This window comes from Oricola sp. (genome assembly GCF_022763245.1).
Taxonomy (GTDB): Bacteria; Pseudomonadota; Alphaproteobacteria; order Rhizobiales; family Rhizobiaceae; genus Oricola.
This window is the reverse complement of sequence record NZ_JALEGV010000040.1, coordinates 1-24,771: the sequence shown is the minus strand read 5'-3', so window position 1 is coordinate 24,771 and position 24,771 is coordinate 1. Positions and strand designations below refer to the sequence as shown.

Below are 24,771 nucleotides of genomic sequence, written 5' to 3'. Positions count from 1 at the left end.
TTATCACCGCCTTTGTTGTCGTGCCTGGCTATGACGTCACTCTGACAGTGTTCATGCATGCCTTTGGCAGGGTAGCGGCCTTGCGCATGTGCCGCCGTTCGTGAGCGGTCTGGTACGACAGCACTTTGTTCTAATTGAGCTGAATCGGGACGCCGCTTCCCCCGCGCAAGGCGACGGAGTTGTCGCGCTGGAGGCCTATTCTGCGGTTCAGCAGCCGGGCGTCGCGGGCACTAAGGCTTTATTTCAATCATATGGTCCATCTGGATCATGTGAAGCTTAGTCGGTTCATTTAGAAATCAAGTTAAGCTACAATTGCATCATGTATTGACGGAAATATATCGTCATACAATTTGCGAACGTCGAGTTAATGAGCGACATAAGCTATGTGTAGGATTTATAGAAATAGCAAAAAAGGAGAAGAATTGAGGTTTCGTTTGATTAAAATACGCGAAATAGTTCCTTAAATTGAATATGGCAAGATCCTGTATGTAAACAATACATCTCGGTAGATCGCAATTGCGGAACACCATCGGCCTTCCCTCAATTTCCAGAGTAAGCGGTACGATGTCCGTTCCTGGCGACAACTGGAGGTTCGCTACGCCGATGATCTCGCAGCAGTTCGGATTTTCATTCGCTGCATGTTGTTCGAGGAGCTCCTCATGAACTTTGGGTTTCAAACGGCTCATCATCAAGAGTGGGGCATGACGATATGACTTCTGATGCCATCACGATTGCCATAAAGGTAATCTTCCTCACATTTGAGATTGCGGTGTTTGCGGGCTTTGTCATCGCCGCTCATCGGCACTTCAAGCAGGCTGGCAAAGGTGTCGGCACTGGTTTGATATATGCCAACTCGGTTCTGCTGATGGGGGCGACCTTCTACAGCACCCTCTTGCAGACGGTCGTCCCTATCCGGTGCGCTGTCGCTGTTGCCATTTCGTCGGCTGGAGCTCTGCTGTTCCGTTGGGCGGTAATCACCACTCGTGACAGAGGACTCTATCTCGCGTGCTCCGGAAGGGTTCCGAATGGACTGGTATCCTCCGGACCTTACAAATACGTGCGCCATCCATTCTACCTCTCCTACATCATCTTCTGGATTGGCACGTGTTTGGTAGCTGACTCCCTCGTTGCCTACGTCCTCTTGTTCATGCTGTCCGGGCTCTATCTCAAGGCTGCATCGGACGAAGAGAAGATGATCAGGCAGTCTGAGCGCCGCGTCGAATATGAGGAGTATGCCGCCAGAACGTCATTCATGCTGCCCAGTCCTTTTAGGAGGATTGAATCATGATCATCAGCGAAAGTAAGAACTTTGCCTTTCCGAACGCGGACGGGTTCCAACTGATACCCGCCCACACAACGACAGCACGGAACCAAGTATATAGCCTTAGACACCGTGCTTACCGCGCAAGCGGCGTGATGACAGATTCGGTCGGCGACCTTTTCTACGACGACTACGATTCCAAACAGAACTGTTTTTCGTTCTTGCTTCTCCATGAAGGCAGGCCGATGGGCTCTATCCGGGCGAACCGAAAAGTCCTTGAGTCCGACGAGGTCGGCGCTATGGATGCCTTCGGGCCAGAACTAAGAGCGGCGGGTATCGCGGGAAACTCGTTCGTGGAGAGCAACAGGTTCGTTATCGATCCGTCCTTCGAGAGAAGGGGAATCAGGGCACTGATTCAACTGATGCGTGGAATCAGATTGCACACAGCCCTCGCTGACGCTCGATACGTCGTCACAGCAGTACGAGTGCAGCATGTCGACTTCTACAGACGGTTTTTGAAGATGTATCCAATTTCCAAGCCGGCAATGTATCCAGGCTTGGATATGCTCACCGTGCTCTTGGCGGCGGACGTGAAGCGCGATTCCAAGAGTGTGTTCGATCGAATTCCGGAACTCGCCGTTATGGAAGATGAAATCGCGTCCTACGCTGAATATGTTGGCCTCTAGCGATGAGGACAGCCGTCGTCACGGGCATATCTTCTCCCTTGGGGCTCGGGATAGCGCAGAGGCTGCGCGAGCGGGGCTTCATCATCATTGGAACGTCTCGACGCCGAGTGAGCGCACTCGAATCTCTCCCCGGCTTTCGGATATTCCATTGCGATTTCATGGATCGATCCACGGTCGAAGAGGCTGCCGGTGAGATCGCGCGGGCCTGCGCCGGTTCGACCTCGGTATGGTTCGTAAACGCCGCCGGGGCGTCGGCCTTGACTTCACTCGAGGATGCCGATCGCCAGATCTACGACCTGAATAACGTGAACTTCGTGGTTCCGGTCTCCCTCGCACACGCACTTCTTCCCCTGATACGCAAGAGCGCTGGAAGAATTCTTTGGCTAGGCTCGCAGAGTTCGCGCCTCTGCGCGCCACTCTTGGGAGGATACGGAGCGTCGAAAGCAGCGCTTCGTGCCTACTCCGAGGTTCTAGATCTGGAGCTTGTGCATTTTGGCGCTCGTTCAATATATGCGGAGCTCGGGAATGTCAGGACGGGACTTCACAATCGGGTTCTTGCGGAGGCTAGGGTATCCTCGAATTCACCGTATGCCAGGCTCTACGAGGCCGCGCCGGAACTTTCGGCCCGCATGCTGCGCCACGCAATGGACGTAGACAAGGCTGTGTCCAGATTGGTCGCGCTGCTTGAGCGCGAGAATCCAAAACCCGTGGTCGCGGTGGGGAGGGATGCGGCCGTGCGCGCCCTAATCGGCAGGCTTTCCCCCTCCGCGTTCCGCATGCTCGTGCGCTGGAGGCTAGACTGGTAGTCTAGCTGGATCATGCGCAAGCTCACCAATTGCGTGATGATCGCCTGCAAGATCAATCGATTCAACGGAAGCAGGGGGCGGGAATGGATGCCAGTGTAGGCTCTGGCGGCGAAACCGCATTGCTCGCGCTTCAAGCCCATGCGCATGAGGTCGTCGCTCTTGCCCGAGTGGAATCCGAAGTGGAGCCGCTCATATTGTTCCAAGAGACGGTGCGATGGATGCACGGCTTAGGCGCTCTTGGCCTTCAGGCTGAGGCAGTGGGACTAGGAAAGGACGACATACGGCAAGCCCTCGAGCCCGCTCGGAAGATTGCCTCACGGTCATCATGGATTCAGAGGCTGCAGGAGTGGCCCCGGGGATACCAAGGCGACTTCGAAACGATCGAGCGATTGATGGAGGGCACCCCAAACCTCACGCTGGGAACAGTGCATGGTTGCATGGAGTACTACGCCCTTAACTGTCCAGCAGCCCAGCAGCACCGCAATAAGATCGATATACAGTCTGAATTGATCGCTGATGCCGCTCGCCGCGGAGAGGCCTTGCTTTCTCTGGCTTGTGGCGGCTCACTTGACGTGCTGCGAGCGGCTGAGTTGGCGCCTTTGCATGGTGCTCGGATCGTCCTGAACGACATTGATGCCGACGCGCTCGAATTGTCAGGAAGCAGGCTCGACGAAAAGGAGATCGCCGCCACCACCGTTGAGGGAAACGCGATGAAGGTCGTTAAGAACGTTGGCCGTGGGGAGTTCGGTTTGGTCCTCGCTGGAGGGCTGTTCGATTACTTGAGCGACCGTTTCGTAGAGCGAATCGTGTCTGACTGCTACGAGAAGCTTCCCGATCGAGGACGGTTGGTTTTCACAAACATTCTGCGTCCTAATCCGTACAGGCCCGTCATAGAATTCCTGGCCAACTGGGAACTAATCGAACGCACCCCGAAAGATGTGCTTGATACTGTCGGGCGAGCGGGCGTTCTCAAGGAGGCCGTGAAATTCACGTCGGACCGAACTGGCCTGACACTCGTGACGATTATCACGAAGCAGTCTTCGGAAGTGGCGTGGTAGCATGGTTGGCCGGAAGCCCGCGAGGAAGGCAGACGAGCGTCATTTGCACGCGGTGGCAACCGTCATTCTCGTGTTCGGGCTTCTGTTCTTGGGCGCGTTGGTATCCTTGTCGGCGATGAGGCTTTTTCGTGAGCCGATCGTCGACATGACGCCACCGAACGGCGCCGGCCTCGCGCGCAGTTCCAATGGCATGCGAAGATTCTCCCAAGTTCGCATCTTTCCAAGCGGCTGGAAAATGCAGGGGGTGGTGGCATGACGCACGAGAAGAACAAGCCGAGACGGTTTCGGTCAATTTCTCATATGTATATGGAGCTTTCAGTCAGAGTCGTTAGTCCAAACCCAGTATTTTTTCCAATGAGCTCTTCCTTGTAGAAGGCGCAGTGCTATCTGTGTATCGTATGGATATTGAGGCCACAGAGTTTGGCTGCCTTCAGTAGAGCGAATTGCTGCCGAAAAAGCATCAGATTATCGAAGCGATTGTTGTCAACACGCTTTGCGATGCGCGTATCCGCCTATCTTCATCGAATGCCCCACTGGGCGATCGAACATGACAAGACATGTTGGACATATCTGATTGCCGACTGCGACTAAGCTCGCACGAATATCTGATCCAAATACCTAGTGGCGCTGAGCCTCGACCAACCGTCCGATGTCAATCTGTCGGCGTACTCCCATTTTCGACATCGCAGATTTTATCTGATTGCGCACGGTGTATACGCTGACCTCCCGCTCCTGCGCGATCTCTCTCGGCGAAAGTCCTTCAACGAGTCTAAGTATCGAGCGTGTCTCGAAATCGGTGAGTCCGAAGTGTTTACCGAGCGCCAGCTGCTCGGTGTCCCTGATCGATTTCGCCGAAGTCAAGGTGACAAGAAATATGGCTTTGTCGGTTCCATAAGGGATACACAATCCGGAGTAAGGAAGCGCCTCGGGGACCACGCGCGCAATGCGGACTGTCCATTCGGTGTCCTGTGCGCAATCACGCAATTTGAAGGTCTCTGGAAGGTGAAGGTCCGAACCCGCCACGCCGGCAAGTTTTCTCTCGAACGTCTGATCATGTGACCACTGCGTAAACGTCTGCCGCCGACCGAAATCGAGCCGGATGAAGGCCCCGTCGTCAAGAAGATGCTCGACTGCGCGATTGGCATACAGCATTCGACGGTCTTCGCTGATTGCGAATACAGCCGCTGCACATGGATCCGGCGTCGCGGAAAGCGCCTGCCTCTCCAGCACCTGATCGGACACCGTTCGCGCGATCTCGAATGCCTGCTGCAAATGTGGCGTGAGCAAAGAGACGATTTCCATCCAAGGCTTCTCGATTAGATCGATGTCGCGACGCCGAATATTGCCCCCCAACAGGAACAAGCGTGTTTCCTCTTTGAACAGCATCACGCCTCCGCCACCAAGAATGTCCTCCTGTGGCAGAATCCAGTCGTTGTACCATTCCGTCTGATAGAGCCTCTCGAGTGAACACATCGACTCTGCTTGGCGTGGTGCTCCTATTGTTCCTTTGAATAGGCTGTCCGTCCACGCGTTCTTGTCGAAGAAATAGTCTTGGTATGATTGTATGAACTCTGGATCAAACAATGCGCACTTCATTCCGAAGTCGGAATTGGAGTCGAAATCGAAACCATACATGTGCGTTCTCACACCGCCGAAGAGGTGCGCGAGCCGGTGAAGAAAGACATCCCACTTGCTGTCGTCGAGCGCAGCGCCGTAGATCAGCGTCGTTAGCTCATCGAATTCACGAAGACCTATGTCCATAAACAACTTCCCAGAATAGAAACCTTAATCGTGTCGCCGGGGAAGTCAATTCTTGAAGGTTGATATCTTGAGGTGTTTGCACGCGCTGTCAACGCGGTTCAGGATGCTATGCAGGCAGTGAGTACTTAGCTCGCCCTGACGCATTGACGAGAATAGCTCATAGAGACGGCATTTGTGTGCGCCCTTAATTGTGTCTGCCTTTGCGCAGAATTGGCGCCAAAGATGGATTCGGTTTTCTGTTGGAGCTTAGAGGTGAGGAGCGAACGTAACGCCAATTCCCCTAGCCAAGATGAGCGTGATGCCGATGATCATCACCGCCCAGCCGATGGCAGGCATAGTCCGATAGAAGGCACGATGCCTTCAGCCACTCAAGTATTTCATCGAGCATGGTGCTGAACCCGCTAGGTGGGACCAAGATTTTCACCCAGATTGGAAAGGCGATGTCTTCCGCCTTGGAGTGTGGCGTGCTGTCTCTAATCATAAGAATGTATAGGGGTATATACGTGCACGCGAATCCATCTTCACTTCGCTGTCATCAACAGCGTTAACTGACCTGAATCAAAGGACGGTTGCACAACGCGAAGAACGACATGCTAGGATTGCACCGATGCGCTAAACTGAGGAGCTGATCACGCGCATTACTTTGCGTTTCTTTTGGGAGGGGGCATGCGCGTCGCGCACGGGTAAGGGCTTGCTATGGGTAATCGCCATTGGCGTCGTCGCGACGTGGCTTGGGCAAGTTGGGAATGACCTGCTCCCAGTTCTCGTGCGCGGCAGGAGGCAATCGGTAGGTCGACATCGGAGCCTCTCAGCGCGAAGAATACGCAGCTGTTCTCGACAGCGCGACTACGCCTTCGCAGTGAGCCGAACATCCAAGCCGATGTCTTGGCCGTGCTCGACTCCGGTACGCCGTTGGCATCGTTTGGACGCTCGGGAGCCTGGCATCAGGTGACTGCGGGAACCGAACAGCGTCACGGCTGGGTGCATGGTGACTATCTCTCCGCCCAACGGCCAGCTCCGGCGCCTGTAGCCAAGCTTCAAGCGCCGGTAACAGAGCAGAGGTTCACCTGCACTGTTCCGATCCCAACGCTGAAGAACCAGATGATCCGCGAAAGCATCGCCCGCTATTCCGGCAGTTGCCCTTACCTTTACAACGCGGACGAGGAGGGCGCCGTTGTGGTGAACGAAGCGCCTGGTCGCGCCCCGGTGGCTATTCTCCGCTCTGTTATCCGAACGATGTCTCACCGGATATGGTTCGGGAGTTCTGTGAGGTGCTGAAGCTTCGCAGACAGGGGCGATAGAAGCAAAGGTGATGACATCTAAGGCTTTGCGATGAACAGCCCTGCCTGTTTAATCCAGCGAGCGGAACTCATGCCATGTCCTGCTTTAGCCGAGTTGATGGCGGTCCTTACCAGCTCCGGCTTCACTTGCGCAAACGCTGAGCGTTTCTGCCGCATCAGCTTGCGCCGAGTGAGTTGGCAAAGCGAGTGATCTGGCATTCCAGCGAGTTTCTCGCTCTTGGTGTTCAGCATCTACCTCTTACGCCTCAACAAAATGGTGAGGTAAACCAACAATGATGCAGCGCAGACGACGGCGACGATGATCTTGGTCGTCAGATCGCTGTTTTCAAAACCGTGCGGAATGACGAGCATGGTCTGCCTCCTTCACAGCTAGATTGTCGCAAAAAGAAAATGGCTAGATAATCACTGCTCAACTCGTGCTCTGATCGTTTTCAAATCGGTAAGGATCCGAGCCTCGCCTGTTGGGTCATCCGCAAATTTCTCAACATGCTCGGCCGGCATCTCGGCGGACAGGTTGCTCTCCAATCCCATCCTTCGCCTTTAGTCTTTGTGCAAAAGATCAAACAAATTACCGCGTCGTCAAGGGCGGGAAAAGTTGGGTCGGGGGATGGAGTTGCTAGTAGATAATCGAAAATTGTGAATAGTCGACCAAACGGCAAATGTCCATCGCTGGCATCTGCGGAACGCGATTTGCTTTCAAGCTATCGCTTTCATGATATTTGCATCTTTAGAGCAATCCAGTGAGATTGTTACACCGCGGTTACATGTGTTGGCTCTAGTAATATCGTATTTGCGTAAGCCATTGAAAATCTTGGTGGGCCGTACAGGACTTGAACCTGTGACACGCTGGTTAAAAGCGTGACATAAACATCACAGCCATAAATAACGCATATCGGTAAACATTTGAAAATCATCATTTTTTGACAAATTTCTACAAATTCTATTTGTAGGAAATATGCAAAATATTGTATATTTCTGTTACATGAGCGTTACACGGACTCCACGATAATGGCTCAGGTATTTCTTACAGAATCATTGGTTAGATCGGTCAGCTGTCCATCGGGCAAGCAGCAAGAAATCATCTGGGATTGCCCCATCGGCGAAGATGGGAAAGTTCGTCACGGCGCTATTGCGGGATTGGGTCTGCGGGTGACCGGAAACGGTCACAAGGCATTCATCCATTCCTACCAGTTCAACGGCAGACGGTGTCGCCATGTGCTCGGAAGCGCTACGTTGCTTTCGGTCGCGTCGGCGCGGTTGATGGCGCAGGAACGCGAGCTTCAGATCAACGCTGGTGTCAATCCGGAGAAGGAGCGCACCGACTACCGCAGGGTACATACACTTACGGTTCGCGAGCTTGTCGATGAGTATTTTGCCGGCCGACTGTCTCGACTTAGCCAGAGTAACCAGCGGAGTTTCCGATCGCTCGTTGCCCCCTGGCTCGAAATAGGGCTTAAGCCGGGAAGGGGCGGGCCGAAACGCCGGACGCAAGTTCCCTTCGGCCTGAAGCATGCCACTGACAGCGCTGAGAAGATAACGCCCAGTCAGATCGCCAATTTCGTGAACGGAATTGCCAGCGATTACCAGGCCAACGCAGCACTTCGGCATATCAAGGCGATGTATAATTGGGGCCTGAAAATGCAGCTGATCGATATGCGCAATCCGTGCGATCCGATCGAGCTACGCCGTACCCAACGACAGCGGCGCGAATACACAGATGCTCAAATCCGGAATCTCATAAAGGCGATCTTCAACCCGCCGTTGCTTGTTCCGCCTCTGCTTTGCGACCTGACGGGAACAGCCAAACGGGACGCTGCCCTGAATTGCGGAGCGGTCACCCAGGCAAACGAGCAATTGGTCGAACTTTGCGCATTCATGGGGATTCTGTTGTTGACCATGGCGCGCCCGAGCGATGTCCGAAACGCTGAATTTTCCCATTTCGATCTGGATCGACTAATCTGGCACAAACATAATACAAAGGGCCTGAAGCTCTCGCGCAGAGTGGCCGAGTTTGCGTACCGTTCTGTGCCAATCCATCCGCGAGTTGCAGAACTGGTTGCCGCGCAGCACCATCGTTGGCCTGAAGCGCAACATCTCTTTCCATGCCATACTGACCCAGCTCGACCGCGAAACAACTTTCATCGGGCTTTGAAACGCTTTCGGGCACTTCCTGAGGTCCCCGATCACTTCCAATTGTATGATCTTAAGCGGATCGCGATTTCACTAATGTTGACGGGGCAGGGCGTCTCACGCGAAGCCGTCTCCCACTACGTCGATCACAGGGGTAACCTTGAAACGACTATGATTTATGACCTCGGCTTGGTCGATCCCTTGCGTCCAGTTACGGAACGGCTCGGCGCCCTGTTAGAGGTATAATTCTTGACCACCGCTCTGTGACGTGAGTCAATCGAGATAGGGCGTCCCGCCGTTCGGTTTCTTCGCGACCTTTCTCGTTCTCCAACAATCAATGAAAGCATGCCACATGGAAGGTATTCCCGCCGTGGTGCTCACGCACGACCAGCTATCAGAAATGCTTGAATCCGCAGGTCAGCGCGCAGCTGAACTTGCTGTGAAACGGCTCCGCTCTGAACTGCAGCAATCTCCGGAACAGGCCACACTTGAACGGTTGCGCGGCTATCTTGCCGATCCCGCGACCGTTGCCGATCCTCGATCCCTCTGGGCGCACAGCGGCATCATCCGCGAAGTGCAGCCAACACCTCGTGGCAAGCCCAAATCGGTGGCTTGGTTCATGAAGTTCCAACGGGAAACCGGGCTGAAAGACTGCTCCACGCGTCGCAGCCCAACACATGGCCGTCGTAAGGAATGGACCTTTGCCGATATTGGGCTTGCGTGGGGTGTTTACTATGGAAGGTAGATCTGATGAGGGGCTAGCCGGTAGGCTGGGGCGTAAGCCTGAGTTGATCATACACACGAATAGTCAGGCTTCAACGGAGTTCGGTCCAAGCAGGACGTCACCCAGAGGGTGAAGTGCCGCATCAATGTCCTTATTGTGTGGATTTCACTGAACAACTAGAAAAGAGGTCTAGTCGAAGACATGCACGCATTCGGGCTCAAAGAACGCCTTCTCAAGCAATGCATCGCGCATCCGTATCGTGTCGTCGGCGAATATCACGATAACAAGGTCAGAAAGTGCGCGTGAGCAACAAACATAAAACAAGCGCCGTGTTCGATCGATAACGGAGTCCTTTCCGGCGGCAAGGTTCGCGCGATCCGTATCTGACAGTTCCGTTAAACCAAAATACTTGCCGTATGAGAACGTATTCGTTCGGCCCTCCTGATCGTCAACGACGACGATGACCTTATCGAACTCCGCTCCCTTGATGCCTTGCTGCGTGGCAAAAGGCGACAGCTTCTCAATGTACGTCCGATATCCCCATAGCTCCAATGCGTCACATTGCATGAAGCGAAGGGCGGCGTCTTCCGTTGTTGGCTCGATAATCGGTTCAGTGGTTTCAGCATAGAGATCAATCAGTGCGGTGTAGCGATCATCGAAAGCAATCAAATTGTTATCTCTCATGAAGCGCACAACATCGCCGACGCTCGCGCCGCCGTGATCGCCCAGCATAGCTACCAGCTCACCGATCTGTTGTTGCAGGTCGTTTAAAAGTCCCGCGGTGTCTTCAGCGGCCAACGCATCCGGCTGCAAACGAGGGCAATGTTTGCGAAGCAAGCGCATGATCTCGAATTCCCGCCCTTCGTGACGCGCAAGCACCACTGGCAAGACGTACGACAGGAAGGGGCGTACCACCCATGCGGTCCCGTCAATGAGGCCGGTACTGAGATCCTCGGGCGATTTGTCATTGAGCGCACTATAGAGGTTCGGAAAACCCAAACGGGCGGCCGCCATCCGGTGAACCAGCACTAAGAGCCGCAGCGCTTCTTCGTCTTCATCTTCCAGCCATCCTTCGTCACTATCCTGTTCAGCCAGCCAGCGACGTGCATCCACCAGGCGTTCTTGTCGCCGTTCATCTGCAGGTAGGATTAATACCCTGGCAGAACCTTCGACGGGAACGTCTTCGCCGTCTATTGCAATGCGGCGTCCCCGCGTTTGCTCGAGCCCATCGTCTTCCGCCCTGATCCGATTGATAACGCGCAGCACGGCCTGCGGACATCTGAAGTTCTCGGGCTTCTCTAGCGTTTCCCATTCCACTTCCGGAGGAATCGGACCGGCACCTTGCATGTAGATTTTCTGCACCGGATCGCCGAAGAACCCGAGGCAAAAGTCCTGCGGGACAGCGCGGGCCACTTGGCGTAATGCATCCACAAAGGTCGGATCAGTGTCCTGGCTTTCATCGACGAAGATCACTGGAAAGCGCCGCGGCAGAACCGATCGCATCAGTGCATGTTCGGTGATGAAATCGGGGCCGATTTTCAGAATATCGCTGTGACCGAGGACACCATTCGAGTAGTCGCTGCCGGTACCATAACGGAAGCCCTTCACCGCGCCAATTTCGGTGAGCTGACGCTTATAGCGCTCGATGTTTTCCGCCGCGCGGATCTTCGTGGCTTCTTTCGTTCGCGGTTTATCAATCTTTTCCTGTTCTTCGGCGATCTTTTCCTGCAAGCGGTTGTTCACCCAGGCCCGGAGATTATTTTGAAACGGCTTGATAACCGTCCAGAGAAAGCTGTGAATCGTGGAGACGTGGAATAGGTCGTCATTCCCAACATCCCCCCTAATTTCTTCGACCGCCACTTCGGTGTAAGTGATGCAAGCAACCTGTTGCCCGTTTCGGCGCAGGGTAGGCCCTTGGGTGCGTTCGATCTGCGCAAGAGCCTTGACCAGCGATGTTGTTTTTCCTGAACCGGCTCCCGCAACCATCACAAAATGCCGGTTGCCGTTGCCGGCGAGCCGCTGGTGAAGTGCTGTGTCGGTTTCTGTATTGGGTTGACCGATGCGGCTTGTCATGCAGCGTCACCTTCTTGCTGGTCGACCTCTTCCGCTGCTAAACCCAGCGTGGCTTCGAGCCACTGCAAGCCTTCGGCGATGTATTGAGGGACGTTCCAGGACGCCGGGTCTTTCGCGAGCAGTGCGAGCGCGAAATCCGTCTTCTTGTAGTTCGAACCACAGACCTTATCGTGAATACGCTGCGCCAGATGTTCAATATCCTGCGGTGCGCGCACCCGCAGTTTGAGGTCAGCGTTGGCGGTTTCCTGCGTCCAGTCGAGGTTATCGAAAGCGAAGGCGACTTCGAGTGTGCGACCGGCGCGCTGCGTTTGCTCGTCGTTACGTGTTAACTCAACCGTACAAGGATAGGTGACACGAACTGCCCCCAAGCCAAAAGCGTCGGCGGCGACGGTTTTACCAGCAGGGTCGACCTCTAAGAGCTCGTCGATCCTGATTCTGCCGGGCAGCCACTGCGCAAGCATCTGGTTAGAGGTCACCGCATCTGGTGTTTCCGGCGTGCAGGTGCTGCCCGCCGCGCCACCATCCTCGTCGTCGTTCGCATCTGGGTTGGCGTTATCGTCCTCTTCTTGATCGGCTGGCCCGATCACGCTGTCCAGATCGGTGACGATAAGTGTTGTTATTCCTAGGAATTCAATGAGGGTACGGAATAGGTGAGCGTACGCACCGCCGATTTCGAGTACGCTAAGATAACTGGATTGCAGGCCGGGTGCTGCTTTCGCGATCATCTGTGGCATGACAAGCCGTTCGACGTTGCCTTCGACCAGCACGGCTGCGTCCGCAAAGAAGAGATCACAGTGCGTTAGCTTTAAATATCGCTCCAGAAAATCACGGCTAGGATTACCTGTCGTGCGATAGAATTCCGACAGGTTCAGGACTTTGGACGCTTGTTCGACGCCTGTCCCTTCGCGCCGGAAGTACCGGATGGGCTGGAAGCCACGCTCGTACAGAATATGCGGGGAGTGCGTCGTCAGTGCCAGTTGCGTATGGAAACCATCAGGCGCGTCATCTTCTGCTGCCAGAATCTCCAGAACTTTGTTGATGAACACTTGCTGGAGCTGGGCATGCAAATGGGCCTCTGGCTCTTCGACAAAGACCAAATGCAGGGGCGGCCGCTTCTCCTCCGTTGCAAGCCATTGCGCATGAAGATCGAGCAGTTCAACGACCATGTAGATAAGGTTTTTGAAGCCGAGGCCATTGTATTTGTCGGGGAGCGTCAGCCCCTCATCGTTCAGAGCGTAGTGAACATGGGCACCGTCCTGGCTATTCATGACTGCCGCCGGATTAAGTGCCGATTTGATCATCAAGCGCGGGTTGGTCAGTCCCGGATATCCCAACTGGGCAAGACGCTGGAGAGTATCGGCAAACACCTGTTCAAGGTGCTGGTTAAGTAATATCTCGGATTCCGCGAGTGCCCTGATCGCGTTGTGATCGTCTCCATGCCGCTCCAGATTTCTTTGATAATAGCGGCTAAGATGTCGTGAAAGTTCCTCGGAACGGCTGCCTCCCTCAGTGTCTGAAAGATGGCGTTGAGCGTGCAAGAAATCGACCTTGATTAACGAGTTGACGATGTCCTTACCCGTCCGACCTTGATCCCTTAACAGCTCTTGGGGTTCGTAAACTTCGTTTGGCACCAGATCATCATTGAATTGGGCTTCGTCGAGGACAAAGTATTTGAATTCATACTCTCTCTGAAGTTCGCCTTCTAGGAACTCGCGCAGCGTTTGCGGCGAGGCAACATAGGGCGCTTCACCTTCTGGCGTCTCCAGGTTGGCAACTGCCTCCTGTGCCTGCGCGTGCCGTTCCTGGAAGCGCGCCAACGTTTCTTCTTCGTTGCGCGGGGCAAAAGCGATACGAACGCCGACTTTCGTTCCTTGCCAGTTAAGGTCGGGAAGAAGATCAATGACACGGTGAAGGTCTGTATGCTCGACACTAAACCATAGGTCGATCGATAGTACGGGAAGGGCGGCGCCTTCTTGTCCCTCCTGAAATGCGTCGATGTCGCTCCAACGGCATGCGCTGAAATCATGAAAACTGACACGATCACGGGCACCGCCGACAAAGAAGTGCATGGCATGCGCGACAGATGTCTTGCCACTGTTATTCGCGCCAACAAAAATTGAGATTTCGCGATCCAGATCAATTCTGGCATCTGCCAAGCGGCGATAATTATTTATCTTAATGTTACTTAAGTGCATTTCGTTTTGCCTATGAATCATTCCTATAGACAAAATACTTTGAGTTGATGGAACAATCCAGAATTAAGTCGCCTTTCGTCCTCCGAGGCGCAGCATTTTTGAGAAGTCATTCAGGTGAGATGAATGCTGGCTTCTTCAATATAAAGGCAAAATTGGGTCGCCGTAGGCGACCCAAACATCCGATCATTGGCGCGTTATCAGACCGCCGTTTCACCCTCCAAATGGAGCCGTTGCGGAAACGCCAGATACCCCGGCAACCAATCCGTCACCTTAGCCTTACGGTTACCATTCAGGCAGTCCCGTAGGATACCTTTCTGCACCTTGCCAGTTGCAGCCAGATTCGCCTTGGCCACGTCATCGCCTGCCAGTTCCGCCACCATGGCGTTGAGGGCAGGCTTATGCCGCAAGAGATCAAAGAAGGTATCGTCTGGCTGCCAATGCTGGCGCATGTCAACGTTGAGCGTTTCGCCCAGCTTGTTGATAACGGCTTCCTCCGCCGCCAGCGTTTCCGCCATGACGTAGGTCACGATCCGCATCACCGCGTCATCTTCCATGGCACACAGCCGCTCGAACACCTCCGATAAAACGCGACCATCCCAACAGCCCTGCTTAACCACCGTGTCCCCGTCTTCCATCCCAAGCAGGGCACGCACCTCATCGGCCTCGGCCATGAAGGACTTCTGCGTCGGGCTGTCGGCAACGCTCTGCTCGATGGCATTGCTTTTCGCCCGCTGCGGTTCTGGCTGCACCCGCCACAGCGTCGATCCGGCGATCATGTGCGCAACCGCCAACCGCAAGGCAATGGCGGGCTGGCTCAACAATTCCAGTCGCACCGCATTGTGGCGATGCAGAGTGAGATAGTTTTGCAGGGCTTGGGTGAGTTCCGACCGGACGGGTTTCGGCGTATCGGCGGGCTCTTCTGCGGCACGCGCACGCTTGCGAGCTTCCTCGGCGGATAGGAACCCTTCATGGCAGGTGACTTCGCCATCGTCCGTGCAGGTGATGTAGACCCGGCCACCGTCCTCCTTGGCGGTGCCCACATATTGCCAGTTCGCCCAATAGGCGCCGATCTCGCAAATCTGTACCTCGCTCCAACCGTCGGCGCGATAAGCCTCTCGCTTCTCGGCAATGGCCTTGCTTTGCAGCCGCCAGAACTGGTCGACGTCGGCAAAGAAGCTTTCCTCGCCGAACAGGTCAGCGGTCACGCCCCCTGCATATTCCGCCAGATCGAACAGGGCGTTCGCTGTGGGAATAGCCGCCCCGCCAAACAACCATTGTTTGAGGTGGCGTCCGGTCGGCGGGTACTGGTGCTCGTCCTTCCAGAGCTTCCACCATGCTTTCTGCTGGCGCTTGCTCGCCATGGTCAGCAGACGGATGTCGCCTGCATTGACCTCCTCGCGGCGATAGGCGTTGAGGATGGGGGAGTAGAGATTGGCGATGGCGAGCCGCTGGTTGACCAACCGCTCCGATACCCCGAACACGGCGGCGATATCCGCCACCGTCCGTCCGTTCTCCAGCAAGGCGGCAAAGGCTTCATATTGGTCGATTTCATCCATTGGCAGACGCTCGATATTCTCGATGATGGAGGCCTCCAACGCCGCTGCGTCATCGTCGTCCGCCATGATGATGCAGGGCAGGGCATCAATGGCCTCTCCGGCCTCGGCTAACGCCTTGCAGGCATTGAGCCGTCGTTGTCCGGCCACGACTTCGTAGCCTTCGCAGTTCGGCCGCACCAACAGCGGCTGCTGCACGCCTTTGCGCCGAATGCTTGGCATGAGGTCAGTCCCGCTGGTGTCGCCATGCTTGCGGACGTTCAGCGGACAGGGTTTGAGGGTATTGAGGTCAAGATAGGTGATTTCCATTGTTCGGTCTCCTGATTGGGTTCACATCCGCGCAGCCCGTTAGAAAAACCAAACCGCGCATGTTCCCCTGGCCAGCGCCGAGCGTCCCCCAATCCAACAAAACGATGCCGCGCCGCCTGTCGGCGCGTCGTTACGGGGACGATCGACCAAAGACCGGCGATGGGTCAGGCGTCTTTTCGGGAGACCGCTTGCGGCGAAAGACGCTTGACCCACAGCCCTGGCGTCGCCGGCTTTGGTGTAAGCTGTCCAAAAGGGGAACCAAGCGCGTGGAACGCGCAATACTCTGGGATCATCGAACAAATTAGAACATAATGGGAACTTTTTATTTATTTTGATCCGTAATCCGTTAGGCTGACGATTAGCAATAAAGTGACTTTGAAACTCATATGACCCAGACTGACGCCGCTCGCATTCAACCACCGACCGACGAAAAGGTGTTCCAGCAATGCACCGCAATCCTGTTCGGGGAAATCTATCAGGATCCGAATGCGCAAGAGTGGGGAACCAAAGGGCAGAAACAGGACGGCATCGATGTCATTGCCCGCGAAAAAACGCCGACAGGCGAGCGACGGATCGGCATTCAGTGCAAGCAGAAGGAATTCGGGAAGAAAGTATCTGAACCGGAGTTCGAAACAGACTTCACAAGTGCGCTCGGGCTCGATCCCGCGATTGATGTCTTTATTTTAGTTTCGACCGCAAAGAATGATGCTTCGCTTCAGGCCTACGCCAGTAAGCTCGCGCTGGCGCAACAAAAAGCCGGAAGGGAGATAGAAGCGCACTATTGGGGGTGGGAGACCCTATCTGCCCGAATTATAGAGCATGACCGGGCGATCCGTGCCTTTGATCCCGATAACAAGTTGCTTTCCGTTCTGGACGGGCAAGATCAGATCCAAGCAAAACTCGATACAATCTCGAATGACGCTGGTCAGCATAATCTGGCGATACTGACGGCTATTCAAGAGGGCTTTGCTAATCTTTCGGCTCCAACTGCGGACTCCCAATCGCTCAAGACTGAAATCGACGGTCAGATCGATGGTCTGCGCGATCTCATCAACGATGGCAGGCCCCGCACGGCGCTGATGCTCCTGGAGCAACTTGCTGAGCGCAACGACGGGAAGCTGGATGGCCGTCTCAGATTTCGATTGCATGCGAATCTGGCTGCTTGCCACATGCTCCTCGACGACCTCGATAATGCGATCAAGCATCATCTTGAAGCCTATGCCAGCCAGTCCGAGACACCTGATGGCATCGCATCGCAGATTCATGCCTTTCTGCTGAAAAATGACTTCGACGAGGCGTGGAAGATCGCCAACCAGTCTTTCCCCAAACATATCGCGAATGAACGTCTGGCCGTAATGTATTGGCTTGCAGCTGCGAACAAGGAGGTTTCCGAGGAAGACCTTGTCGAGTCTGCGGATGAGATTCCCGATAACGACAACATCGCAGCCGCCAAGTGCATGTATTTCATCCGCACAGCCGACAGCAAACGGTGGTGGCGCTATGCGCATGATGGCAGCGCGAAGTTCTCTGACAATCAGGCTCTGCGGCGTTTTTCAGCGGAAGCCACAGTTGATCAAATTGCCCACGAAATACAGACAACAGAGCATTGCTCGGCAGATCAAAGAGCAGCGCTCGAAGGAGCGGTTGAGGTGCTTAATCGGCAACTCGACCATGACATTGCATCCGAGAACAGCTGGGACGGTGGCCGTGCCACGATGGCGCACAATCTCGTGGTGGGGCTGCGTCTCCTCGGCAATCTGACCGACGCAAAGAAGGTTTTGGATCAAGCGCTCGCAGCCTTACCCGAACATCCGGCGCTGCAGTCGGCTGCATTCTACATCGCGCTCACTGAAGATGATGTGGAGAGCGCTGAAAAATTTGCCCCGGCGATAGGGAGTGAGCGCGATCGGATTTTCGGCCTTGTTCAGGTGTTTCTGAACAAAGATCGCTGGGCGGATGTGTTGACGCTTCTCGCTTCCGCGGACCTCTCCGCATTTGAGAATTCGGAGCAAGTTGCTTTGGAAGGCATGTGTCTTCTTGCGGAAGCGCACACGGGAGGCGCTGATGCGGCTTCTGAGAAGATGGGTGATCTCGTGGGGGCTAACCCCGATAACATGGAGCTCCTCCACAGCGCCCTGAACTTGGCGCGCGTTGTGGGCCATTTCGAACACTTGGAGGAAATCTACCAGGCTCTAATCGACCACATCGAGGGGATGCACTCCGCATCTCGCATCATGCTGGCGAGAGAGGCGGCCTCTCGTGGCGATCACCAAACGATAATAGCTGCGCTGAAAGATATAACAGCGCCAGACACGCCGAGTAGCGAGCTACGGCTCCTGCTACAAGCTTATACCTACATCAAATTGGATGAAACGGAGCTCGCGTTTTATACCTCCGCCTGTGACGCTCTCGGCGATGATCCGGCGTACTCCGATTTGTTGGCGGCAATTGCGTACAACATTCGCGACTTACCGCGCGCGATTGAAATCGCGAAACAGAGCTTGGCACATGATCCTACGAATGCTGACACGATCCTGATGCAAATCGGCGCGCTGCGCCGCAACGGCCAAGACGATGGCGCGATCGAACTGTTGGCGGGAATCGACCTGGGCAAGCTGACTGGCAAGCCGACCTCGCTGATCACGCTGGCCCGCATGCGTGCCCAGCGTCTTCAGGACAAGGCCGCTTTGGAGACGGCCTACCGGATTGCCCAGGTCAACGCGAAAAATTTCGATGTTATGCTGAGCTTGAGCGCCATGCTGATCCATGATCACAGCGTGCCGGACGACGTGCTTTCGGCAGAAGACGTAAAGATCGATTTTCAGGTCAAAATCGAAGGCCCTGACAAGGCAATCCAGGAATTCATTCTTGAAGCCGACCCGAATTCATCCATCCCCAATCATTACCCTCCAGATCACCACTATTATGGCCAATTGCTGGGCGCCGAGCTGGGTTCGTCCGTCGAGGTCCAGGATTCTGCCGGAAACAAGGAAACATGGACGGTTCGATCCGTTCGGCACAAGTATCTCGCGCTGAATGACGCCTTCTTGGGAAATCTCGGTCGCGATTTCGGCCCTCAGAATGCGATAAGACCCGTCCAGATAGAAAACAACGACATGCAGCCGCTATTGGACTCTGTTCGCACCAGATCGGAGCATATCGAACGCATCGACAATGAGTACTATAAAGGCCACCTCCCGCTCTCGATGGCCTCGGAATTCGGGGGTGGTTCTTGTATCGAGTATGCTGGGCATTTGATTGCCGAGGGGCAAGGTATCCGCACGTGTCTGGGCAATATCGAAGAACGTGAGCAAGCTCTACAGACTCTCAGAGAAAACTCCGCGACTGGCGCCATATTCGATACCTATACGGCTTGGACTGTCGCTGAACTGGGAATTGCCGATCAGCTTCGCCAAATTCTGGGCTCTTTAATCATATGTCAGACCACAATTGATGAGCTGGTTCACCTGCTCGAAATCGTGCGGAATGAAGCTGGGCATGGCGAGCAACTCAGTCTGAGTTACCAGGACGGACGTTATCTCCGTGTCCAGACCTCGGCCGACGAGCTCAATGCGCGTGTGGCTCGAATTGAGGGCAATCTTGCCTACATCCAGCAGCATTTTACCGCCGAACCGTTTGTCTTGCCGACTATGGATGACAGCGAGATTGCGGCTGTTTTTGAGGAACTAGATGAATCGGCCCTCGGCCCGTTCACCGTTGCCAAACGTCATGGCCTCTTGTTCGTGAGTGAAGACCTCGGTTCGCGCCAACTCTTCCGGGTTCTCGATCCGGAAAACGCGCGGTCAGCGTGGCTACAAGCTATTTTGATGTACGGCCACGAAACGGGTGTGCTGTCGCTAACCGACTATGCAATGGATTCGGCCAAACTCGCTCAAATACGCCACGGCCACATATCCTTGTCGCCCGATGTTCTGGCGGCGATAGCGGAGGGGGGCATTCCCGAAAAGTCGGTGTTGTTCGATGCCGCATTGACTTTTCTTGGAAATGAAACCGCTGATTTCGGATCGCATTTTCGGGTCGCCTTAGCGTTTCTCCGTCTCGCCTGGCGACTTGAGATAGAGCGAATTGAAAAGATGAAATACTCCGGGCGAGTATTGGAGCGCCTCTATCGGATGTTGTCGTCTCACCATAAGATCGCGCAGGGGACCGAATTATTGCGGATCCGGCTGTACTCCACCCCTCAGGCAAGTTCCTATCTTGAAGACTGGCTTAGAGGGCATTTCTACCTGATCTAAAAAAGGCATTGGTGTTTTAGCCCTGCAAATTTAATTAGCGCCTGCCGCTAATTAAATCTGGGGCTGATTCTTTAATTAACGCTCTCCATTGTTCCCTCTGTGTTCGCAAACACGTGGCCTTGATCACGCTTCAATCCCAAGTCCGCGCACAGACTGCAAACTCCTCCGGTCCGCTGGCGTTGGCGTAACCGGCTGTCACACCGATTGAGGCGTGTCCCATCCATTTCTGCAACATGTTGAGCTGCACACCGCGCAGGACGCAGTGCACCCCGAAACCATGCCGCAATCCCTTCGGCGTGGCCTGAACACCCACAATGCCCGCCGCGTCCATCAAGTTAGAGATGCGCCGCCACGCGGTAGACCGGCTGATTGGCCACAGCAGCACCTGATTGGCCCGACCCTGAGCGTTGATTGCGTGAAACGGATGGTGGCACTGCAAAAGGTACGCCAGCCCGGGCGGAATGGGCACCTGCCGAATATGCACGCGGGGGCCGCGCTTCTTCAATGTGCGGATCGTGACCAGCCCCGGCTTCAGCTGAACGGAATCCACCGTTAATGCCAACGCCTCGGAAATCCGGCAACCGGTATAGAGTAAGGTCATGGCCAGGGTGCAATCCACACCCGGCGCTTTTTCCGCGGCATGGAGGAACCGCAGCCGCTCGTCTTCATTGATATAGAGCCGTTGGCTCCGTTCATCATACAGCTGGATGTATGGCATTCCTGTTCGGCTGATGGGTGTACCCTTTTTCTTATTCATTGACCGCACCTCGCACTCCGCTGCCGCAGCGTCAGATGTGGCTGAGCTGCAACAGAATTGCCAATTGTGTTTCGTGCGGTGAAAAACACCTGCCGATTCAGCGCTTTAGCGGCAGGTGCGCATCCGGCATAGCGGAGCCGGAAAGCCTATTCAAGTCATTAAAACACAGATAAGCCAGATGGATAAACAAAATTGGCAATAGTGTTTCGTGTTCTTCAACCTTTCCTAGGAAGAAAACATGAAATCGATCACACCGATATTGGCCGCTGCGGCGGCTTTGCTCATGTCAGCCACTGCGCATGCCGCAGATGTGTACGACAGCCCGCCGGAGGCGGAACTCAATGAGCGGATTGACCGGGCATTCTATCTGGATGCATTGGCTGGCCCGTCTGCGTTCCTGCTTTATCTGGATGACGGCACGCTCTCCGACGCCATCGCGAATACCTATTGGGGTATCTCCGGCAATCTTGGTCTGTGTACGGATGGCACGGGCTCTGCTGGCTGGCTCGACCTGTGCGGCGGCGTCACCGGCTTCACCAGTCTGGGCGGCGTGCAGGAGACCATCTTCGCTGGTCCTGGCGGCACCTCCGATACCTCGATCTGGACGGTTGGCGGCTATGTGCAGGCACGCGCCCATATGGGCGCGCTGACCTTCGCGCCGTTTGCAGGCTATCGCCGGATTGAGGGCGATACGAGCTATTCGGGCGTTCCCGCATCCGACACCACCCGCACGAATGCCTACTTCGGGGGTGCAGATCTCGGCCTGAACTTCTGGAACGAGCGAGCCGAAATCGGCGTGCGTGGTGAGTACGGCCGCTCCACCGGCGACACGCCAGATACGGAGTTCGACTACGGCATGGCCACCGGTTACCTGCGGATTGCATTCTGACAGCAGGCAATCCAGCAGCCGCTCCGGCAACGGAGCGGCTGTTTCTTTGCATAGTGGACTTGCCAGCGGCACCGCATTCGCGCCCCGGACCCGCCACCGAGTAACGGGCGGCCAGGGTGCCGTGAAGCGCCCTCCCACACAATCTGGTGATGTTGAGCGGGACACGACCTGCCATGAGCGGGCGTTCTGCCAGTCTTTGCTCGGGAGACCGCGTAGCGGCGGCAAACGACTAGCGGGTTGTCGGTGGCAGGTCATCCTCTCCCGCGTCATCGCCAGATGCTGTCATGGGCGCTTAGTGTAGCCGCCGCGACCAACACGAGGTGCCGGGTGATCTGTTGTCGGACGTCCGACAACCCGGGGCGCCGGCAGAGCCGTCACTCCCCTATCTATTGGGGAGTGACGGCTCTGCTGTTTGACACCGCTCAGAGCGTTTCCCCGGAAGGGATAACACGTGACCACCGCGTGACTGTGGAGGTGACACCCACCTGCGCCACAATCATTTCCGCCGTTTTTTACTGGCGCCAGGTCAAACTGTTCGCGAAAATTCATCTCGGATCACGCACCAAGCCTGATCAATCTCCCATCCCGTTTCACCTCACGAAAGGAGAGCAACATGATTGCTCGGAAATCACGCGCGCCGCCAGCAAGCGGCACCCCCGGTGTCCCGAACCCACAGGTTCCCACACCGGATGCCCATTCGGGCAAGCCAATATGACCGGTCACCCGGCCGGTTCAGGGAGGCTCTTACCGCAATGAAAGGAGTTCAGTTCAAGTCCTCGGCCAGTGCCGCGGGCCATCTCCGCGGGTTGTCCTGATCTACGGACAGGCAACGGCCATCAACACTCACCAACCTTGAAACAGGAAAGAGAGCAAGATGGACAATCTGACCATGGACCTGGTCCAATTGTGCCGTCGCAACCGCGACGGTTCTTATGGCACCCAGAAAAACCGCCAACGCGGCCTGACCGCGATCGCCGGGGAGCTTGACAGCCTCGGCTACAAACTCCCGAGCACCCGCTCGATCAAACCGAAACATGTCGCCGCCCTGATTGAGAAATGGCAGGGGAGCGATCTGGATGACGCAACGATCCGCAACCGCCTGACCTGGCTCAGGTGGTGGGCGGAAAAGGTCGACAAACGATCGGTCATTTCCCGCGACAATGCCGACTATGGTGTTGCCGCGCGCACCGGCGCCGACATTAACCGGGCGAAGACCTTCAAGCTGGAGAAGTACCGCAAGATACCCTGCGCCCATATCCGGGCGGCGATTCTGCTCCAGGCCAGCTTTGGGCTCCGGCGTGAGGAAGCCATGAAATTCAGGCCGGACGTTGCCCTGCGCAATGATCACATTGCGCTCAAGGCCAGTTGGACGAAGGGCGGCCGCCCTCGCACTATCCCCATCACGACCGACATGCAGCGCAGGGTGCTTCAGCGGGTTTCCCGCGTGGCCAAGGGCGGTTCGCTGATTCCGGCTAACCTGACCTATGCCGAACAACTGAAGCGCTATGAATACCAGACCTTGAATGCCGGGATGCGCAACACCCATGGGTTTCGTCACGCCTATGCCCAGCATCGCTATGAGGCGTTGACAGGCATGCAATGCCCCTTGAACGGCGGCAAGCGCTGGCAGGAGATGACAGCCCAGGAGCGCCAGGCCGATCGGGCGGCTCGCCGCCAGATCTCCGGTGAACTCGGCCACGGACGCCTAGAAGTGACTGATACCTATCTGGGGAGGGCTCTTTCATGACGCGCGCCGAATCCACTTATGCGGTCACCGCCAAAGCCCGCCAATCCTACGCGGAAGAACTCTTCGACATTGAAACCGTCTCCACCGCGCTCCTGGAACGCGCCAAAGCGGGCTTTCGCAGCTATCGGATTATCCAGGTTAATCCGTTCGACTTGACCGAAACTGACGCCGCACGCAAGCTGGAGAAATGGCTGGAACAGGAGGACTTCCGCGTCGTCTGGCGTCCGGCCTATCACGAACCGGATCCGCTCCGACCGTCCACCAACACCGAATATCTGGAATTGGTGGTGTTCTGGTGAAAACACCGATCGTTCGCGCTTTACGGGCGTAAGAATGATGTCAGAAAATATTCGTGCCCCTGAATATAAGCTAAAGGAAGAAATTCCGAAACATCATCAACGTTTGTCCTCCGGCGCTGCCGGGGCGCAAGGGCTTTCGCCCTCCTGCGCCTCGGGGATCACAGGGGCGGAGATACGCATGTGTGCTGAAGGCAATACTGAAAACACGGCTGAGCTCAAAATGCGACTTGTTCTGAACGCAGTTCAAACGGTGCTCTACCTCTTGTTGATTTGGGCATTGATCACGCATTTGTCGCAAACTGAATCTGCTGGCACTCCAGTTTTGTTGCTGATAGTGATCAACAATGTCATGCTGATGTGGCTTGGTTGGCTGACGCGCAAAACTCTCAATTGACGGAGGCCTTCGGGCCTCTTTCGTATTATGAACGCTCTCTATTTCCTTGTTCTGATCGTTCTCATAGCTGCAGTGTTACGAACTGCACGCTTGGATTGGAAAACAATTCCGAAAATTTTGCGAAAATTCAGACGGTTGGAATCCTTTGTAGAGGGGGCAGACAACGTTAACAAACTTATCGGGGTCATATTATTACTGTTCGCCGCGCTCAGCACCGGCTTTTTTGGAGGGAACTTACATTCGAAAAGTGATTTGCTGGAAAAGGTTCCAAGTTGGGTGTTCCAGTTTCTCGCTGCAATATTTTTCGCTTTAGTCTTGAACTCTGCAATAAGCGGGTCGGATCAATTTAAAAGCGAGCGTTCAGATGAACGCATTAATAGAAAAAAATACAGAGCTAGAAGTCTAGAAGAGAATGAATCGGGTCAGAAATCTGAATTTATTGCAAATGAATCGTGCCGGAGTAAGATCGGTCGATATTGACCTGCCACTGAACTTTCATCCAGCGGCGATTAGAGCCTCGTCCGTTTCTGTTACGCCGTAGGGCGCGGGTTGAGCAACTGGTGAAGACGCGT

General features: G+C 55.2%; 19 protein-coding genes. 12 read left to right on the top strand and 7 right to left on the bottom strand.

The features are described from left to right. Positions 1-709 precede the first annotated feature (709 nt). The 4 genes from MRY80_RS17715 to MRY80_RS17700 all read left to right on the top strand — a co-directional run bounded on the left by MRY80_RS17715 (position 710) and on the right by MRY80_RS17700 (position 3,811). The gene (locus MRY80_RS17715) at positions 710-1,288 is read left to right on the top strand and encodes an isoprenylcysteine carboxylmethyltransferase family protein (protein ID WP_293292391.1); all 579 of its coding nucleotides are present in this window, start codon (positions 710-712) and stop codon (positions 1,286-1,288) included. Then, the gene (locus tag MRY80_RS17710; RefSeq protein ID WP_293292389.1) at positions 1,285-1,947 is read left to right on the top strand and encodes a hypothetical protein; all 663 of its coding nucleotides are present in this window, start codon (positions 1,285-1,287) and stop codon (positions 1,945-1,947) included. Before MRY80_RS17715 ends, MRY80_RS17710 begins: the two co-directional genes overlap by 4 nt. A 2-nt stretch (positions 1,948-1,949) precedes the next feature. Further along, positions 1,950-2,753 (top strand): SDR family NAD(P)-dependent oxidoreductase, encoded by an 804-nt coding sequence (locus MRY80_RS17705; RefSeq protein ID WP_293292387.1) that lies wholly within the window; start codon positions 1,950-1,952, stop codon positions 2,751-2,753. A gap of 83 nt (positions 2,754-2,836) precedes the next feature. Continuing rightward, entirely contained in the window at positions 2,837-3,811 is a 975-nt protein-coding gene (locus MRY80_RS17700; RefSeq protein WP_293292386.1) for a class I SAM-dependent methyltransferase, read from the top strand. A 39-nt stretch (positions 3,812-3,850) separates the two neighbouring features. Here MRY80_RS17700 and MRY80_RS17695 read toward each other — a convergent pair whose 3' ends face one another. The 3 genes from MRY80_RS17695 to MRY80_RS17685 form a co-directional block, all read right to left on the bottom strand. Then, positions 3,851-4,003: a hypothetical protein gene (locus tag MRY80_RS17695; protein WP_293292385.1), complete on the bottom strand. Its 153-nt coding sequence runs from the start codon at positions 4,001-4,003 to the stop codon at positions 3,851-3,853. A gap of 426 nt (positions 4,004-4,429) precedes the next feature. Then, positions 4,430-5,572 carry a helix-turn-helix transcriptional regulator gene (locus MRY80_RS17690; RefSeq protein ID WP_293292384.1) on the bottom strand — a complete coding sequence of 381 codons (1,143 nt, stop codon included), beginning with the start codon at positions 5,570-5,572 and terminating at the stop codon, positions 4,430-4,432. Positions 5,573-6,891: 1,319 nt separating this feature from the next. After that, positions 6,892-7,104 carry a hypothetical protein gene (locus MRY80_RS17685; RefSeq protein WP_293292383.1) on the bottom strand — a complete coding sequence of 71 codons (213 nt, stop codon included), beginning with the start codon at positions 7,102-7,104 and terminating at the stop codon, positions 6,892-6,894. Between the two features lie 777 nt (positions 7,105-7,881). Between MRY80_RS17685 and MRY80_RS17680 the strand changes: the two genes are divergently transcribed. Both MRY80_RS17680 and MRY80_RS17675 read left to right on the top strand, forming a co-directional pair. After that, positions 7,882-9,249 (top strand): integrase family protein, encoded by a 1,368-nt coding sequence (locus MRY80_RS17680; protein ID WP_293292382.1) that lies wholly within the window; start codon positions 7,882-7,884, stop codon positions 9,247-9,249. A gap of 106 nt (positions 9,250-9,355) precedes the next feature. Next, positions 9,356-9,748 carry a hypothetical protein gene (locus tag MRY80_RS17675; protein ID WP_293292381.1) on the top strand — a complete coding sequence of 131 codons (393 nt, stop codon included), beginning with the start codon at positions 9,356-9,358 and terminating at the stop codon, positions 9,746-9,748. Positions 9,749-9,916: 168 nt separating this feature from the next. On the opposite strand, the gene MRY80_RS17670 is transcribed toward MRY80_RS17675, so the two are convergent. From MRY80_RS17670 to MRY80_RS17660, 3 genes are all read right to left on the bottom strand, one after another. Beyond that, positions 9,917-11,800 (bottom strand): UvrD-helicase domain-containing protein, encoded by a 1,884-nt coding sequence (locus tag MRY80_RS17670; protein ID WP_293292380.1) that lies wholly within the window; start codon positions 11,798-11,800, stop codon positions 9,917-9,919. After that, the gene (locus tag MRY80_RS17665; RefSeq protein WP_293292379.1) at positions 11,797-13,995 is read right to left on the bottom strand and encodes an ATP-dependent endonuclease; all 2,199 of its coding nucleotides are present in this window, start codon (positions 13,993-13,995) and stop codon (positions 11,797-11,799) included. Before MRY80_RS17665 ends, MRY80_RS17670 begins: the two co-directional genes overlap by 4 nt. A 197-nt stretch (positions 13,996-14,192) precedes the next feature. Continuing rightward, entirely contained in the window at positions 14,193-15,857 is a 1,665-nt protein-coding gene (locus tag MRY80_RS17660; RefSeq protein WP_293292378.1) for a ParB/RepB/Spo0J family partition protein, read from the bottom strand. Between the two features lie 386 nt (positions 15,858-16,243). Here MRY80_RS17660 and MRY80_RS17655 point away from each other — a divergent pair, with 386 nt between their 5' ends. Beyond that, complete coding sequence (locus MRY80_RS17655) at positions 16,244-20,113, top strand: hypothetical protein (RefSeq protein WP_293292377.1); 3,870 nt, start codon at positions 16,244-16,246, stop codon at positions 20,111-20,113. A gap of 130 nt (positions 20,114-20,243) precedes the next feature. Here the strand turns inward: MRY80_RS17655 and MRY80_RS17650 are convergent, their stop codons facing one another. Beyond that, entirely contained in the window at positions 20,244-20,870 is a 627-nt protein-coding gene (locus tag MRY80_RS17650) for a site-specific integrase (RefSeq protein WP_293292376.1), read from the bottom strand. Positions 20,871-21,108: 238 nt separating this feature from the next. Here MRY80_RS17650 and MRY80_RS17645 point away from each other — a divergent pair, with 238 nt between their 5' ends. From MRY80_RS17645 to MRY80_RS17625, 5 genes are all read left to right on the top strand, one after another. After that, positions 21,109-21,759 carry a hypothetical protein gene (locus MRY80_RS17645; protein ID WP_293292375.1) on the top strand — a complete coding sequence of 217 codons (651 nt, stop codon included), beginning with the start codon at positions 21,109-21,111 and terminating at the stop codon, positions 21,757-21,759. A gap of 874 nt (positions 21,760-22,633) precedes the next feature. Continuing rightward, positions 22,634-23,506: a phage integrase N-terminal domain-containing protein gene (locus MRY80_RS17640; protein WP_293292374.1), complete on the top strand. Its 873-nt coding sequence runs from the start codon at positions 22,634-22,636 to the stop codon at positions 23,504-23,506. After that, positions 23,503-23,805, top strand: a complete 303-nt coding sequence (locus MRY80_RS17635; protein WP_293292373.1) for a hypothetical protein — start codon at positions 23,503-23,505, stop codon at positions 23,803-23,805. Before MRY80_RS17640 ends, MRY80_RS17635 begins: the two co-directional genes overlap by 4 nt. Positions 23,806-23,839: 34 nt before the next feature. Beyond that, positions 23,840-24,199 carry a hypothetical protein gene (locus MRY80_RS17630; RefSeq protein WP_293292372.1) on the top strand — a complete coding sequence of 120 codons (360 nt, stop codon included), beginning with the start codon at positions 23,840-23,842 and terminating at the stop codon, positions 24,197-24,199. Positions 24,200-24,226: 27 nt separating this feature from the next. Further along, the gene (locus tag MRY80_RS17625; RefSeq protein ID WP_293292371.1) at positions 24,227-24,679 is read left to right on the top strand and encodes a hypothetical protein; all 453 of its coding nucleotides are present in this window, start codon (positions 24,227-24,229) and stop codon (positions 24,677-24,679) included. Positions 24,680-24,771 lie beyond the last annotated feature (92 nt).

Bases quoted from the DNA above. Each gene is read 5' to 3' on its own strand.
- MRY80_RS17715 (WP_293292391.1), top strand. From the start codon at position 710: ATGACTTCTGATGCCATCACGATTGCCATAAAGGTAATCTTCCTCACA.
- MRY80_RS17710 (WP_293292389.1), top strand. From the start codon at position 1,285: ATGATCATCAGCGAAAGTAAGAACTTTGCCTTTCCGAACGCGGACGGG.
- MRY80_RS17705 (WP_293292387.1), top strand. From the start codon at position 1,950: ATGAGGACAGCCGTCGTCACGGGCATATCTTCTCCCTTGGGGCTCGGG.
- MRY80_RS17700 (WP_293292386.1), top strand. From the start codon at position 2,837: ATGGATGCCAGTGTAGGCTCTGGCGGCGAAACCGCATTGCTCGCGCTT.
- MRY80_RS17695 (WP_293292385.1), bottom strand. From the start codon at position 4,003: ATGCCATTGGAACTGCGCGCGAGGCCGGCGCCGTTCGGTGGCGTCATG.
- MRY80_RS17690 (WP_293292384.1), bottom strand. From the start codon at position 5,572: ATGGACATAGGTCTTCGTGAATTCGATGAGCTAACGACGCTGATCTAC.
- MRY80_RS17685 (WP_293292383.1), bottom strand. From the start codon at position 7,104: ATGCTGAACACCAAGAGCGAGAAACTCGCTGGAATGCCAGATCACTCG.
- MRY80_RS17680 (WP_293292382.1), top strand. From the start codon at position 7,882: ATGGCTCAGGTATTTCTTACAGAATCATTGGTTAGATCGGTCAGCTGT.
- MRY80_RS17675 (WP_293292381.1), top strand. From the start codon at position 9,356: ATGGAAGGTATTCCCGCCGTGGTGCTCACGCACGACCAGCTATCAGAA.
- MRY80_RS17670 (WP_293292380.1), bottom strand. From the start codon at position 11,800: ATGACAAGCCGCATCGGTCAACCCAATACAGAAACCGACACAGCACTT.
- MRY80_RS17665 (WP_293292379.1), bottom strand. From the start codon at position 13,995: ATGCACTTAAGTAACATTAAGATAAATAATTATCGCCGCTTGGCAGAT.
- MRY80_RS17660 (WP_293292378.1), bottom strand. From the start codon at position 15,857: ATGGAAATCACCTATCTTGACCTCAATACCCTCAAACCCTGTCCGCTG.
- MRY80_RS17655 (WP_293292377.1), top strand. From the start codon at position 16,244: ATGACCCAGACTGACGCCGCTCGCATTCAACCACCGACCGACGAAAAG.
- MRY80_RS17650 (WP_293292376.1), bottom strand. From the start codon at position 20,870: ATGAATAAGAAAAAGGGTACACCCATCAGCCGAACAGGAATGCCATAC.
- MRY80_RS17645 (WP_293292375.1), top strand. From the start codon at position 21,109: ATGAAATCGATCACACCGATATTGGCCGCTGCGGCGGCTTTGCTCATG.
- MRY80_RS17640 (WP_293292374.1), top strand. From the start codon at position 22,634: ATGGACAATCTGACCATGGACCTGGTCCAATTGTGCCGTCGCAACCGC.
- MRY80_RS17635 (WP_293292373.1), top strand. From the start codon at position 23,503: ATGACGCGCGCCGAATCCACTTATGCGGTCACCGCCAAAGCCCGCCAA.
- MRY80_RS17630 (WP_293292372.1), top strand. From the start codon at position 23,840: ATGATGTCAGAAAATATTCGTGCCCCTGAATATAAGCTAAAGGAAGAA.
- MRY80_RS17625 (WP_293292371.1), top strand. From the start codon at position 24,227: ATGAACGCTCTCTATTTCCTTGTTCTGATCGTTCTCATAGCTGCAGTG.